The sequence below is a fragment of the Flavobacterium sp. MK4S-17 genome, assembly GCF_009848495.1.
GTDB lineage: Bacteria > Bacteroidota > Bacteroidia > Flavobacteriales > Flavobacteriaceae > Flavobacterium.
Window position 1 is genome coordinate 59,985 of record NZ_WWEP01000011.1, and the last position, 14,576, is coordinate 74,560.

A 14,576-nucleotide genomic window follows, 5' to 3' on the forward strand; every position below is an offset into this window, starting at 1 on the left:
ATTTAGTTGTAAAACTTTGATTTATGAGGCAGCCCCTGCTCGCATTTAACGATAAAGGCATTTATTGTGCCCGTGCCAATGTATATCTGGATCCCTGGCGCCCGGTAGATAATGCCATTATCACCCATGGGCACAGCGACCATGCACGCTGGGGGCATTCCCGCTATATAACCCATCACCAAAACATACCTATAATCAGGCACCGCCTGGGCGATATTATAGTTTCGGGTAAAGACTGGGGCGAAACCTTTACTATTAACGGCGTTACTTTTTCGCTTCATCCCGCGGGCCATATTATCGGCAGCGCACAGGTACGGGTAGAATATAAAGGTGAAGTGTGGGTTTTTACGGGCGATTATAAAACTGAAGAGGATGGTATTTCAACGCCTTATGAGGTGGTAAAATGCAACACTTTTGTAACTGAGTGCACGTTTGGGCTTCCTGCATTTAAATGGCAGCCTCAGGCCGAGGTATTTAATGAGATAAACGCCTGGTGGGCACAAAACAGGGCGGAGGGGAAAACATCTGTTTTATTTGGTTATACGCTGGGCAAGGCACAACGCCTTTTAAAATATCTTGACACTGATATTGGTAAGATTTTTACGCACGGCGCAGTGGAAAATATGACGGAGGTAATTCGCCCCATGGCTGATTTACCGCCCACTACACTTATAACCCGCGAAACCAAAAAAGAGGAAATAGCAGGCAATATAGTTATTGCACCACCCAGCGCACATGGCAGCCCCTGGATAAGGAAAATGTCGCCCTACGTTACAGGAACGGCAAGCGGCTGGATGGCTTTCCGCGGGGCACGCCGCCGCCGCGCCATTGATAAAGGTTTTGTGCTTAGCGACCATTGCGACTGGCACAGCCTTTTGGAAAGCATTAAGGCAACCGGGTGCGAAAAGGTAATTTCAACACACGGTTACAGTGATATTTTTTCGGCTTACCTGCGGGAACTTGGTTATGATGCCCGTACCGAGCATACACAATATGAAGGTGAAACGGATGAAGGAGAAGGCAAAACACCGGCAGAAAAAGCAGAGGAATCATGAGGAATTTTGCACAGCTTATAAAAACCCTTGACAGCTCCAACAAAACCAACGTAAAGGTAGAAGCGTTAACGAAGTATTTTCGGAATGCCAACGATAAAGACCGTGTGTGGACAATTGCCATACTTTCGCACCGCCGCCCGCCCCGTCCTGTAAATACTACTTTACTGCGGCTATGGGCCAGCGAGCTGGCAAACATTCCGCTGTGGCTATTTGAAGAAAGTTACCATATTGTTGGCGACCTTGCGGAAACCATTGCACTGGTTATCCCTGCCACGCAAAACCAAAGCGATAAAAGCCTTACGGAATTTATTGAGGAAATGATTGTGCTTAAAAAAAAGCCTGATGATGAAAAAAAGGAATACCTGCACCGTAACTGGCTGTCATTAAATTATTATGAAAGGTTTGTATTTACAAAGCTTATAACGGGCAGTTTCCGCATTGGTGTAAGCCAAAAGCTTATGACGAGGGCCCTGTCGCGTGTTACAGGTGTTGATGAGGATATCCTGGCACATAAGCTTATGGGCGACTGGAATCCGCAAACGGTTACTTTTAAAGAGCTGGTGCTTGATGAAAAGGCTGCTGATATGCTTTCCAAGCCTTACCCTTTTTACCTTGCCTATGCCCTGGAAGGTGGAGTTGAGGATTTGGGCAGCCCTGACGAATGGAGTGCAGAGCATAAATGGGACGGGATACGCTCGCAAACTATTATACGTAACGGGCAATTGTATGTTTGGAGCCGGGGCGAAGAACTGGTTACGGATAAATATCCTGAATTCAATATGTTTTTAGGGATTATTCCCGATGGCACTGTGATTGATGGCGAAATACTTCCATGGGTGGATAATGCCATTGGCAGCTTTAATGACCTGCAAACCAGGATAGGGCGGAAAACGGTTTCTCCTGCGGTACTTAAAAAAACGCCTGTAATAATAAAGGCGTATGACCTGCTGGAATGGCAGGGGGAAGATATAAGGCACCTGCCGTACATGAAACGCAGGGAACTATTGGCAGGATTATATACTCAGGTAAAAAATTTCGGGCTGCCGTTGCATTTGTCCGAACAGGTTTTTTTTAAAGACTGGAATGAAGCCTTGCTTGAAAAGGAAAAAGCCCGTGAAGTGCGGAGTGAAGGACTAATGTTTAAAAGAAAAGACTCCCCGTATCTTGTTGGGCGTAAAAAAGGCGACTGGTGGAAATGGAAGCTTGACCCTTACAGTATTGATGCCGTGCTTACTTATGCCATGCGCGGGCATGGGCGAAGGAGTAATCTTTTTACCGATTATACATTTGCGCTGTGGCAGCAAAGTGAGGCAGGTGAAAAAGAATTGGTAACATTTGCCAAAGCCTATTCGGGCCTTACTGATGCAGAATTCCGGATGGTGGATGATTATATCAAAAAGAATACACTGGAACGTTTTGGGCCTGTGCGCAGTGTAGTGCCTAAACTGGTGTTTGAAATAGGGTTTGAGGGCATAGCACTATCCGGCAGGCATAAAAGTGGAGTGGCTACGCGTTTTCCACGCATACTGCGCTGGCGGCATGATAAAAGCATTGAAGAAGCGAACACCATAGAAGATTTAAAAAACTTAATACCCAAATAGGTTGAACCGCGAAGAGTTATATGGCATTGCTACAGGATGGTTTGAAAAGCAGGGGTGGAAGCCTTTTCCTTTTCAAACCCAGGCTTGGAATGCTTTCCTGCAGGGCAAGAACGGCCTGCTCAATGCACCTACAGGCAGTGGTAAAACCTATGCTTTGTGGTTTCCCGTTGTGTTGAATTATATTAAAAACAATCCTGAATATAAAACAAAGCACAAACCCGGGCTGAAAGCCATCTGGATAACACCCCTGCGTGCACTTTCTGTAGAAATTAAACAGGCTGCTGAAAGGGTAGCTAACGATTTGGAAACAGGGCTTACTGTTGGCGTGCGAACAGGAGATACTACTTCTGCCGAGCGCAGCCGCCAAAAAAATAAAATGCCCGACCTTTTGGTTACTACACCGGAAAGCATGCAGCTTATGCTGGCTTCCAAAGGATATGAGTCAGTTTTTAAAAGCTGCTCGGCTATAATTGTTGACGAGTGGCATGAGCTATTAGGCACAAAGCGTGGCGTGCAAACGGAGCTGGCCCTTTCAAGGCTGAAAGTTATAGCACCAAAATTGCGTATATGGGGCATTTCGGCTACAATAGGAAACCTTCAGCAGGCCATGGAAGTTCTGTTGGGGCCGGAATCCAAGGCTTTGGCAAATTCGGTTATGGTAAAGGCACACATCAATAAAAAAATAAATGTGCTTTCCGTACTGCCTGAAAAGATGGATGCCTACCCGTGGCGGGGGCATATGGGGCTGCACCTTATTGATGAAGTAGCAAAAATTATTAAATCGAGTAAAACCACATTGATATTTACCAATGTGCGCAGCGCGTGCGAAATATGGTTTCAGGCATTATTGGATAAATATCCTGAATTTGCCGGTGATATGGCAATGCACCATGGCAGCATAAGCCGGGAAACCCGCCAGTGGGTGGAAGAAGCCATAAGGCAGGAACAGCTTAAGGCTGTGGTTTGCACTTCCAGCCTGGATTTGGGGGTTGACTTTGCACCTGTAGAGACTGTAATACAAATTGGCGGGCCTAAAGGCGTGGCACGTTTTTTACAGCGGGCGGGCCGCAGCGGGCACCGCCCGGGGCAGGAAAGCAATATTTATTTCCTTGCCACGCATGCTATTGAACTGGTTGAAGCCTCTGCCCTGCGCCGTGCCGTTGAAGAAACAGTGGTAGAAGACAGGGTGCCCTACCTTAACAGTTGGGATGTATTGGTGCAGTATCTTGTCACACTTGCGGTATCTGACGGGTTTTATCCCCAAAAAATATTCAGCGAGGTTAAAAGTACATTCTGCTACCAGGCAATGACTGAAGACGAATGGCAGTTTTGCCTTAACTTTATTACCAAAGGCAGCCAGAGCCTGCAGGCTTATGATGAATATAAAAAAGTAGAGATAGAGGATGACGGAAAATTTAAGGTAAACAGCAGGGCAGTAGCATTGCGCCACCGCATGCAGATAGGTACTATAGTGGGTGATGCCGTAATGAACGTTAAATATTTAGGCGGCGGCTATATAGGCAGTATAGAAGAATGGTTCATATCAAAACTCAATCCTGGAGATGTATTTATTTTTGCCGGCCGGAAGCTGGAACTGTACAGGGTTAAAAATATGGAAGTGCTGGTTAGGCGGGCAGAGCCCGGAGCACAGGCAAAGCATGCAAGCTGGATGGGGGGCAGGATGACGCTCTCGGCACAGATGAGTGAACTGCTTAGGGAAGAATTGTATGCCGCCAATACTAAACAGATGTCGAAAGAATTAAAGGCACTTTCCCCTGTATTTAAAAGGCAGCGTAAAGAATCTGTTGTGCCTGATGAAAACCAGTTCCTGATAGAAACCTTTAAAACCCGCGAGGGCTACCATGCCATTTTTTACCCGTTTGAGGGGCGCTATGTGCATGAGGCATTGGCAAGCCTGCTGGCATTTCGCATCAGCCTTTTATCGCCCATTACTTTTTCATTGGCTTATAATGATTATGGTTTTGAGCTGCTTAGTGATAAAGAGATAGACATGCAGCAGGTACTGGATAATGATTTGTTTACACCTGCCTATCTGCACGCCGACCTGCAACGCAGCCTTAATGCTACCGAAATGGCAAGGCGCAAATTCAGGGATATTGCTGTTATTGCAGGGTTGGTATTTACAGGATACCCAGGCAAAGTGGTAAAAACAAAACACCTGCAAAGCAGCAGCCAGCTTATCTTTGAGGTTTTCCGTGACCATGAACCTGATAACCTGCTGTTTCAGCAGGCTTACCGGGAAACATTTGAACACCAGCTTGAGGAAGGAAGGCTGCTGCTGGCACTGGAGCGGATTGAACGGCAGGAAATTATATGGAAACAATGTGAAAAACCTACTCCTTTCAGCTTCCCTATCATCACCGACAGGCTTCGTGAAAGGCTGTCAAGTGAAACCCTGGCAGAAAGGATAAAAAGGATGACTGCCAGTTACATGAAGTAATTTTTGGGATAGTTTATTTTGCCATTGCTTTAATAATAGCCATTGTCCTTCTGTCGGCATACATCCTGTTTAAAGATGTTGCTGCCCATATAAATGCAGGTATCCAGCCTATAATTGTAAGTTGTAAAATAAGGCAAAGCAGGCCGCTGAATATTTTTCCCTGCAAGATTAACGAAAGCCAGGGGAAAAAGAAAGCTATTACATATCGCATAATATATGTTTGTTAATAGGTTTGTAAAGTAAAAACAAACTTAGTAAAATTACACTATGACTTTACAGTTTACAATTAACCATAATAATTTTATACTGCACTGTTCAGGAGCTATGTACTGGGAAGAAAAGCAAATGCTGCTGATATCTGATGTGCACCTGGGTAAAATCTCACATTTCAGGAAATACGGTTCGGCGCTGCCGGGCAATGCTGTCTACAGGAATTTTGAAAAGCTTACTGCTGTAATCAATTACTTTAACCCGGACAGGATATGTTTTTTAGGCGACCTTTTTCATAGCACTCTTAATAATGAATGGGAATTATTTAAGGATTGGGTTCAGCTTGTACCACAGCAAATTATACTGGTGGCAGGTAATCATGACATTATATCTCCGCACCATTACGAAGAGTTAGGTATAAAAGTTTGCAAAGAGTGGGCTGTTGATGGGTTTTATATTTCCCACCATCCTGAACGGCAGGAAGGGCTTTTTACGCTGTGCGGGCATATACATCCTGCAGTACTGCTGCAGGGAATGGGTCGGCAGTTTTTAAAATTACCCTGTTTTTTCCAAAGCCCCGGTCAACTGATACTTCCTGCTTTTGGCGAATTTACCGGTACTTTTATAATGGAACCTACTGAAAAAGACAATATATATGCCATAACAAAAGAAGATGTTATAAAGGTTGAAGGTAAATAATTTTAAAACTTGATTGCTGGCTTGGTTTTTGTTTGTCTATATAGTCCTACACAGGAAATACTGCAATACATCTCTGATACTTTCCCTATTACAGATTATTCGTTTCCGTATTCGCAAACCGTTGTATAGTATAACGGACAGTGGAAAAAACTGTAGTTAATATTATGAATACGAAATTAAAATTCAACAATGCATCCCGGTCACTTTTCTTTGCAACTATCAGGAAAAGGGTTGACCAGTATTTTAAAGATAATGATACAAGCCAGAATGCAAACAGGCAAATGTGGTTTAAAACATTATTTTTTATTACAGGCTTTTTTACGCTTTATGGGCTTATTATTTCCAATGCTTTTAATGTTTGGGTAATGCTTCCGTTAACTGTGTTGTTAGGAATGTTCAGCGCATTTGTAGGCTTTAATGTTTGCCATGATGCCATTCACGGCTCTTTTTCATCCAGTAAGGCGGTGAATAAAATTTTAAGCATGGTGTTTAACCTGCTGGGTGCAAGCCCTTATGTATGGAGCATTTCGCACAACGTGGTGCACCATACATATACCAATATACCCGGCCATGATGAAGATATAGAAGTAGCCCCGGGGCTTATACGCTTATCTGAACAGGAGCCAGTTAACCGGATTCAACGATACCAGCACCTGTATGCTTTTCCGCTTTATGGGCTGGCATCGGTTTCATGGGCTTTCCGGAAAGATTTTGTAAAGTTTTTTCAGCCCAAATTGGGCCAGCATAAAATTAAGCATCCTAAAAGGGAATATTTTAACCTGTTTTTTTATAAGGCAGTTTATTACTTTTTGTTTATTGTACTGCCATTACTGGTGCTTGACATTACCTGGTGGCAGTTCCTTATAGGGTTTGCGGCACTGCACACAGCGCAGGGTGTTACTATGGGGCTGGTGTTTCAACTGGCTCATGTGGTGGAGGGAACCGCTTATCCTGAGCCTGACGCTAATGGTAATATGGAAGAAGCCTGGGCGGAACACCAGATGCGTACCACAGCCAATTTTGCCGGTGAATGTCCTGTTGCAGCTTTTTTCCTGGGCGGGCTAAACCGCCAGATAGAACATCACCTTTTTCCAAAAGTATGCCATATACATTATGCAGAAATAGGTAAAATAGTTAAAGAAACAGCCATTGAGTTTAATATACCTTATATAGAGAACCCAACTTTTTTTGCCGCGTTGCAATCCCACTATAATATGCTGAAAAGGTTTGGTAAGGAAGCATGATACATTTATGCGGAATTTATTAAAAAGCACAGCTTTTTTAGCCTGAAAATTATTTTTCCTTTATTTTTACTGCCAAAGTAATAATTTACTTCTGTTAAAAAGGGAAGTGAATTCTTTATTGCAATAATTTTTAAAGGCTCTTTTATGTTCAAATCAAGGTTTATCAATCTTTTTACACTGGCTGTAATTACCTTAACGGCGATTATATATTCTGTACATTATATATTTGAAAATATACCTGAAGGCGTTTTAACCTTTTTCAGGTGGGCATCTGTAGCAGGGCTTATATTGTACGGGTTTAAAAAGAGAAGCCTTACAACGTGGATACTGGTATGTCTTGTTATAGGGGCATGCGTAGGCTATGAATGGCCCGATGTTGCGGTTAACCTGAGGATACTGAGCAAGATATTTTTAAAACTGATTAAAACAATAGTAGGGCCACTTATTTTTGGTACGCTTGTTTATGGCATTGCAGGACACAGCGATATAAAACAGGTGGGGCGTATGGGTTGGAAATCCTTACTGTATTTTGAGGTGGTTACTACAATAGCACTTTTTATTGGGGTTGCCGCCATTAATCTTTTTCCTGTAGGCAAAGGTATTGAAGCACCCGCTGCCATGCATGAAGAGGTTACCGCTGCAAAAGCACAAACCTGGCAGGATATAATATTGCATATTTTCCCTGAAAATATAGCCCGGTCTATGGCTGAAGGCGAAGTATTGCAGATAGTAGTATTTAGTGTATTATTTGGCTTAGGGCTTATAATGGTTCCTGAAAGGAAACGCAAACCGATGGTAGATTTTACACAGAGCCTATCGGAAGTAATGTTTAAATTTACCAATATTGTAATGTACTTTGCTCCTATAGGCGTGGGTGCAGCCATGGCTTATACTGTGGGGCACATGGGGCTTTCTATACTGGGCAATTTATTCGGGCTTTTGTTTTTACTATATGGGGCACTGGCTGCTTTTGTATTATTTGTGCTATTACCTATTGCCCTTATAGCCCGCATACCTTTAAAACCTTTTTTAAGGGCAATAAAACAGCCGGTATCTATAGCGTTTGCTACTACCAGCAGCGAGGCAGCACTGCCGCGCGCCATGGAAGCTATGGAAAGCATTGGCGTGCCGCGAAAGGTGGTGTCATTTGTTATGCCTATGGGTTATAGTTTTAATCTTGACGGAACAACACTTTACCTCTCCCTGGCAAGTATATTTGTGGCGCAGGCGGCGGGAATAGACCTTAGCCTGGGCGAACAGCTCATCATGGTATTTACGCTTATGGTAACCAGTAAAGGAGTAGCCGGCATACCAAGGGCATCACTGGTAATACTTATGGGTACTGCCGCATCATTCAACCTGCCTGTGTGGCCTATTATGGCTATTTTGGGTATAGATGAATTGATGGATATGGCGCGCACTTCCATAAATGTGGTTGGTAACTGCCTTGCATCCGCATTTGTTGCCCGTTGGGAAGGTGAGTTTGATGCCGATAAAGAAGGTGCTGATGAAGTTTTTGAAGCCGAGCCGCAGGAATAATCAAAAACTAAAAATTTTACCGTTTTAAAAAACCTGCTGACATACGGTTGTCACTTTGCCCGATTAGTTTTGACACATAATATAAACTTAAACTAATTATTATGGAAAATGTTGCAGTAAGGGGAGTACTTACTCCGCAGGAATTACTTGAGCACTGGCAAGGGCACAGGGGGCTTACGCGCCGTGTAATTGAAGCTTTCCCCGAAAAGGAATTATTTAATTTTTCTGTAGGCGGCATGAGGCCATTTGCAGTGCTTGTTATGGAAATGCTGGATATTGCCGGGCCGGGCATGCATGGTTTTGTTACCGGGAAGTGGGATGATATAAATGCCATGCCACACGCAACAGGTAAGGGCATGCCGGAAACTAAAGAAGCATTGCTGGCACTTTGGGATGAGATTACCGAAGTAATAAACAGGCTTTGGCCTGAGCTGAAGCCGGAGAAATTTCAGGAAAAAGTTTTGGCATTCGGCCAGTTTGAAGGTACTCTTACCAGTTCCTTATTATACTTTATAGATAATGAAATACATCACAGGGGGCAGGGCTATGTTTACCTGCGTGCCCTGGGTATAGCACCTCCGCCTTTTTGGGACAGGTAAAATAAAGCAAAAAAACCATGCAGAAAGCATGGTTTTTTTTATTTAACCAAGAGGGTTTATTAAGGAAACATTAAGACTTTATTACAAAACCATTTATTATTTTACACCTTTTTAAATTTATACCTATTAAAAGTGCAATAGTAATAAATGCAATATGCTTGAAAAGGTTAACAGGTTTCGTAAATTTTTAATGATGCGCCTAACAAAAAATGTTGGGTGTAATAAAATTGCCGGCAAACAATGTTCTATAAAGCGCATTTTAATATGCAGGCCTAATCATCGGTTGGGGAATATGCTGCTGATAACCCCGTTGGTACAGGAAGCTTCAAGAACCTTTCCGGATGCTACTATTGATATATTTGTAAAAGGCGGTGTGGCAAATGTAATTTTTCAAAATTATACATGCATAGGCCAAATATTTCAACTGCCTAAAAAGCATTTCAGCCAGTTGCTTGATTATTTAGGTAAGTGGTTTAAGTTGAAAGCTAAAAAATATGACCTGGTTATAAATGTAAGCCCTAAATCATCTTCAGGTAGGCTTGCAACAAAAATAACGCGCGCCCCTTTAAAACTATACGGCGATATGCAGGAAGCTACAAACTGCAGGAAAGATACTGAAATGTGCCATATAGCAAAATACCCTGTACATAACCTGCGGCAGTTTTTGGTAAAGGCGGGTATAACACCGCAAACAGGGGAAGTACCAACAATTAACATGAAGCTTAGCGAAGAAGAATTAAGGGCAGGAAATAAAAAGCTTAAAGAGTTGGCAGGAGGTGATAAGCCTGTTATCAGTATATTTACTTTTGCAACAGGTGCCAAATGTTATGAAACTGACTGGTGGGAAAAAACATACGCAAAGTTAAAGGCGGAATATCCCGGCTATACTATAATAGAGATACTGCCAGTGGAAAATGTTTCGCAAATTAATTTTAAAGCTCCTTCATTTTACAGCAGGGATATACGGGAGATAGCTTCGGTAATTGCTTCAACGGTACTTTTTATAGGAGCCGATAGCGGTATAATGCATTTGGCGAGTGCATCTCAAACTACAGTAATAGGTTTGTTTTCTTTAAAAAACAGCAGGATATATGCCCCTTATGGCAATAATAGTGAAGGGATTTACCTTCCTTCACCTGATACTACAGAATTATTCCGGCTTATCAGCAGTAAGCTTAACGGTTAAGTTTATCAAACAATTATTTTTGCAAAGCGGGAGCTACTATTTTTGCCAAATATTAGTAAGTTTATATGCAAAGTAACATTGTAAATAATGGCTGAGAAAAAAACTATTTTACTGGCAGATGACCACAGCGTGGTGCGTAGGGGCGTTGCACTTATTATAAGGGAAAAATTTCCATTTATTGAAACCATGCACGCTGAAAGTTTTGATGAGGTAAAAGTAAAGCTTAAGGATATGCCTGTAAGCCTGCTTATACTGGATATAAACCTGCCGGGGGGAAATACTGTAAAGATGATTGAGCAGGCTAAACAAATCCAGCCTGAGATGAAAATACTTATGTTTTCAGCGTTTGATGAAGAGCAATATGCGCTGCGTTACATACATTCGGGGGCGGATGGCTACCTGAATAAACTGACCAGCGAAGATAAAATTGCCGAAGCCGTACAGACTATTATTGATGGTGGTAAATATATAAGCGAAAAGGTAAAGGAAAAAATATTTGAAAATGCACTTAATAACACCCATTATAACCCTTTGGAATCCTTATCTAACAGGGAGATTGAAATAGCCGAGCTCCTTGTACAGGGTGAGGGCAACCTTGAGATAGCCAACAGGCTTAATATACAAATGTCAACCGTAAGCACCTATAAAAACCGCATTTTCGAAAAACTGGAAGTTAATAATATAGTATCGCTGGTAGAAAAGTATAAACTGTATAAGGAGTAATTACTGAGGGAATGATAAAGTTATCTGTGTACCCCAGTGTTCGGAAGAATTTATCTCGGCTTTCCCTCCTAATATTAAAAGCAGTTCAGCTACTATACTTAACCCCATGCTCTTTGCAGGCGTATCATCAGGGTTGTTTTGCAATAGGCTGTTAAAATATTCAATCTGACCGGCGTTCATGCCTTTTCCTGAATCTTTAATAGTAATTACAGTTGTTTTTTTCTCATTATCTGTATATGCAGAAAATGTAATGGCACCGTTGTAAGTGTTTTTTATAGCATTATCCAGCAGGTTATGCAGTATTATGGAAAGCAGGTGCCTGTTTAAAGTTACATACAGGTTTTTAGGTATTTCATTTAACAGGTTTATATTTTTATAATTGGCAATGGTACTGAAGAAGTCCATTTTTTCAGTTGCCAGCTCATTTAATGAAAAAGGTTCTGTATTATTGCTGGTATCGGCTTCTTTGGTATATTCCAGGAACTGATCCACAAAATGGTACAACTGTGATGATGATGTATAAATAGCCTGCACATCATCTTTAACAGCATCGGTGCCACTGTCTATATTATTATACACATAACGCCCGGTAATAGCCATAAATTTCAATGGGCTCTTAATATCATGTGTTATGGTTTTTATCAGGTTTTTGTGGTTAACAACCTGTTTTCCTAAATCTTCCTGTGTTTTCCTTAATGCGGCTATAGTGCTTCTTAACTGCGCAGTTTGCAGTGTTATCTGCTTTTGCAGTTGTATGTTTTTATAGCGTATGTATTTCAGGCGAAGCTTTATGGTAAAAAATATAAGCACAATAACTGCTGCGGTTATTAATATTAAAAACCATGTGGTTTGCCAAAATGCAGGCTTTACATAAAATGTAAAATTCCTGTAAATGTAGTCAGAGCCAAAACCTTTAATTTTTCGGGCAGTCAGGGTGTAATGACCTGGCGGCAGGGTAGAAAAGGCAATATTATTTTCGGTAAGCTGTATCCAGTCCTGAGATACGGGGCCCGAAAGTTTAACTTCTATATTCTGGTTATTATGGTTGCCGAAATAGGGACTGCTTATATATAACTTAAGCCTGTTAAAATTACGGTTCAGTGTAATAGAATCCTTAACAGCGCGTAAGGAATTATCTATTTCCGCTTCGTCAATAAAAATATCATTTCCAGGTTGTGTAAATGTAACGTTTGCAGGATTAAAACTTACAATGCCATCCATAGATGGCATAAAGATAGCATTTCCTATAGTTGCAGCATAGGGTATTCCGCCACCATTAAACTCATTTGTTTCAAAGCCTGATTCTTTACTGTAAAAATAGTAATATACAGCATTTTTCTTACCATTGGCATAATCATAAAGATCCTGCTTTTTTACCTGGAACAAACCCCTGTTGGTTGGAATCCAGAAAAACCCCTGCCCGTCAGGCATAATATAGTGGGAACAAAGCAGGTACTGATTTTTATCCACAGGGAAATTAGTAGTTTTCCCATCTCGGTATAAAAAGAAACCTTTGTTATAACTTGTAACCCACACATCATTGCCCAGTATTACAACCGAGCGTATTATGGCTTTATTAAACCCGGGAACTTTCTGCTCCTTCAAGGTTTTGGTTTCCATAATATACAGGCCATCGGGTGCACCTAACCATAATTTACTGTTGTTGTTGGCATATATATAATTAACCCTGTATGGAACGCTTTTGCGCCATTTAAAAGCAAAATCACTGCCGGGTATATTTGTATATATATTGCTCTTTAAAACTTTCCCCGCTTTTTCTATGCTGCAGGCCACCCATAATTTACCTTCAGGGGTTTTAACCATTGATATTATCCGGGTATTATTGTCAAATGTAAAAGAATCAAATTCCTTAAACCCACTACTTTTTTTAAACCTATATAATGTATTACCCTTGGCTACCATAAGGTTGCCCTCCTGGTCTTTTACAAGAAAATATTTGTTACTTACCTTGCTTATGGCTATATCGTCTATTAGCTTATTATCTTTAAATACAGCACCTGTTGAAGATATGAGGAAATCGTTATAATCAGTTAAAGCATAATAAACCCCTTCTATGCCGAATGCATGTTTGTTGGGTGACTTTAAAACAGTAAAATCCTGTTTTCTTACTACTATAAGCCCTTTATTAGTGCTGCCAAGATAAAGGGTATTGTTATAGCCAGAATAATACATGGCAACAATATTAAGGTCTTCATTAAAGTTGTCGTATAGCTCTGTTACTTTAAAATTGCCTTTTTCTTCCTGAAGCATCAAAATTTTATTGCCTGCAATTAAAAAAACCTGATTGCTAAGGTTATTTGTAAATACTTTACTGTACCTGTGGGACGCAGGCAACGTTTTATTTGTTTCCGTAAGGGGTAAACTAACCTTATTGTCCGGGCGTAGCAGGTACAGTTTATCGTTCAGTGTGAAAAATTGTGCCGAGTCCTTATGTGTAAAGTAAATTTTATTTTGAAGCACCCCATTTTTGTTGAACTGTTTTATGGAATCTTTGCTTACCACATAGTATTTGTTTTTAGAAGGGAAGCCCCAAACCTCATACTCATGGGCATAGCTTATGTTTTTTACAAACTCAAGGTAATAAGCCTTATTGTTTTTAATTGGTATTACAGGTTTAAATCTGTTTACAGAATCGCGGTAAGCAGTACGGTTTTTAATTATAATCAATTCGTTAGGCTCGTTCCGTATTATAATACTATCCTTTTCAATACTTCCGCCGAAAGAGCCCATCCTGTCGGATGTTATGCCCTTTATATTTTCTGAATTGAATATTTTAAAATTCTGGCCGTCATACCTCACAAGGCCGCTTTCCGTAGTAAGCCATATATACCCATATTTATCCTCTGTAATACTCTTAACACTGTTTTGCGGTAAATGGTTGTTATCGGCAGAGTACCATGCTGTAAAATACCGGTTTTGCGAAAAACCGGAAAAATATAAAAGCAATAATAAAAGCAGGGCTACCCTTTTTAACAAAACCATTGTGGCTTAATTATTTAGTATTTACAGGCAAATATATACCAAATAAAGAAGGAGGTAATTTTTGTAGAAATATTTCTACAGCAGTTTGGTTAATGTTGTACATGAATATTAATTTTTATCAGATAAGTTTGTCCTCCCCAAAAGATACTGAATAAGATTATGTTGATTTATCCTTACTGCACTATGCTGTAGTATTTTAGCAAAAATTCTTTCAATTTTTTTGGGATTATGCCCCCTCTGAATATCATAAGTATTT

At 41.0% G+C, this 14,576-nt stretch carries 11 protein-coding genes; 9 read left to right on the plus strand and 2 right to left on the minus strand.

Annotated features, from left to right (window positions below; translation table 11 throughout):
• Positions 1 to 23 precede the first annotated feature (23 nt).
• The 3 genes from GSF09_RS05085 to GSF09_RS05095 are packed head-to-tail and all read left to right on the plus strand — an operon-like array spanning position 24 to position 5,117.
• Complete coding sequence (locus tag GSF09_RS05085) at positions 24 to 1,055, plus strand: ligase-associated DNA damage response exonuclease (protein WP_159799857.1); 1,032 nt, start codon at positions 24 to 26, stop codon at positions 1,053 to 1,055.
• On the plus strand, positions 1,052 to 2,656 hold the full coding sequence (locus GSF09_RS05090) for an ATP-dependent DNA ligase (RefSeq protein ID WP_159799858.1): 1,605 nt from the start codon (positions 1,052 to 1,054) through the stop codon (positions 2,654 to 2,656). Before GSF09_RS05085 ends, GSF09_RS05090 begins: the two co-directional genes overlap by 4 nt.
• Position 2,657: 1 nt before the next feature.
• Positions 2,658 to 5,117: a ligase-associated DNA damage response DEXH box helicase gene (locus tag GSF09_RS05095; protein ID WP_159799859.1), complete on the plus strand. Its 2,460-nt coding sequence runs from the start codon at positions 2,658 to 2,660 to the stop codon at positions 5,115 to 5,117.
• A 13-nt stretch (positions 5,118 to 5,130) separates the two neighbouring features.
• Here GSF09_RS05095 and GSF09_RS05100 read toward each other — a convergent pair whose 3' ends face one another.
• Positions 5,131 to 5,328 (minus strand): YqaE/Pmp3 family membrane protein, encoded by a 198-nt coding sequence (locus GSF09_RS05100; RefSeq protein ID WP_159799860.1) that lies wholly within the window; start codon positions 5,326 to 5,328, stop codon positions 5,131 to 5,133.
• A gap of 56 nt (positions 5,329 to 5,384) precedes the next feature.
• Here GSF09_RS05100 and pdeM point away from each other — a divergent pair, with 56 nt between their 5' ends.
• The 6 genes from pdeM (at position 5,385) to GSF09_RS05130 (ending at position 11,317) form a co-directional block, all read left to right on the plus strand.
• Complete coding sequence (gene pdeM / locus GSF09_RS05105; protein WP_159799861.1) at positions 5,385 to 6,026, plus strand: ligase-associated DNA damage response endonuclease PdeM; 642 nt, start codon at positions 5,385 to 5,387, stop codon at positions 6,024 to 6,026.
• A gap of 164 nt (positions 6,027 to 6,190) precedes the next feature.
• Positions 6,191 to 7,270 (plus strand): acyl-CoA desaturase, encoded by a 1,080-nt coding sequence (locus GSF09_RS05110; RefSeq protein ID WP_159799862.1) that lies wholly within the window; start codon positions 6,191 to 6,193, stop codon positions 7,268 to 7,270.
• Positions 7,271 to 7,414: 144 nt separating this feature from the next.
• Positions 7,415 to 8,809, plus strand: a complete 1,395-nt coding sequence (locus GSF09_RS05115; protein ID WP_159799863.1) for a dicarboxylate/amino acid:cation symporter — start codon at positions 7,415 to 7,417, stop codon at positions 8,807 to 8,809.
• A gap of 101 nt (positions 8,810 to 8,910) precedes the next feature.
• Positions 8,911 to 9,408 (plus strand): DinB family protein, encoded by a 498-nt coding sequence (locus tag GSF09_RS05120; RefSeq protein WP_159799864.1) that lies wholly within the window; start codon positions 8,911 to 8,913, stop codon positions 9,406 to 9,408.
• Between the two features lie 292 nt (positions 9,409 to 9,700).
• Positions 9,701 to 10,594, plus strand: a complete 894-nt coding sequence (locus GSF09_RS05125) for a glycosyltransferase family 9 protein (RefSeq protein ID WP_236564851.1) — start codon at positions 9,701 to 9,703, stop codon at positions 10,592 to 10,594.
• Positions 10,595 to 10,681: 87 nt separating this feature from the next.
• The gene (locus GSF09_RS05130) at positions 10,682 to 11,317 is read left to right on the plus strand and encodes a response regulator transcription factor (protein ID WP_159799866.1); all 636 of its coding nucleotides are present in this window, start codon (positions 10,682 to 10,684) and stop codon (positions 11,315 to 11,317) included.
• Here the strand turns inward: GSF09_RS05130 and GSF09_RS05135 are convergent, their stop codons facing one another.
• Entirely contained in the window at positions 11,318 to 14,320 is a 3,003-nt protein-coding gene (locus GSF09_RS05135) for an ATP-binding protein (RefSeq protein ID WP_159799867.1), read from the minus strand.
• Between the last annotated feature and the right edge of the window lie 256 nt (positions 14,321 to 14,576).

Bases quoted from the DNA above. Each gene is read 5' to 3' on its own strand.
- GSF09_RS05085 (WP_159799857.1), top strand. From the start codon at position 24: ATGAGGCAGCCCCTGCTCGCATTTAACGATAAAGGCATTTATTGTGCC.
- GSF09_RS05090 (WP_159799858.1), top strand. From the start codon at position 1,052: ATGAGGAATTTTGCACAGCTTATAAAAACCCTTGACAGCTCCAACAAA.
- GSF09_RS05100 (WP_159799860.1), bottom strand. From the start codon at position 5,328: ATGCGATATGTAATAGCTTTCTTTTTCCCCTGGCTTTCGTTAATCTTG.
- pdeM (WP_159799861.1), top strand. From the start codon at position 5,385: ATGACTTTACAGTTTACAATTAACCATAATAATTTTATACTGCACTGT.
- GSF09_RS05110 (WP_159799862.1), top strand. From the start codon at position 6,191: ATGAATACGAAATTAAAATTCAACAATGCATCCCGGTCACTTTTCTTT.
- GSF09_RS05115 (WP_159799863.1), top strand. From the start codon at position 7,415: ATGTTCAAATCAAGGTTTATCAATCTTTTTACACTGGCTGTAATTACC.
- GSF09_RS05120 (WP_159799864.1), top strand. From the start codon at position 8,911: ATGGAAAATGTTGCAGTAAGGGGAGTACTTACTCCGCAGGAATTACTT.
- GSF09_RS05125 (WP_236564851.1), top strand. From the start codon at position 9,701: ATGCTGCTGATAACCCCGTTGGTACAGGAAGCTTCAAGAACCTTTCCG.
- GSF09_RS05130 (WP_159799866.1), top strand. From the start codon at position 10,682: ATGGCTGAGAAAAAAACTATTTTACTGGCAGATGACCACAGCGTGGTG.
- GSF09_RS05135 (WP_159799867.1), bottom strand. From the start codon at position 14,320: ATGGTTTTGTTAAAAAGGGTAGCCCTGCTTTTATTATTGCTTTTATAT.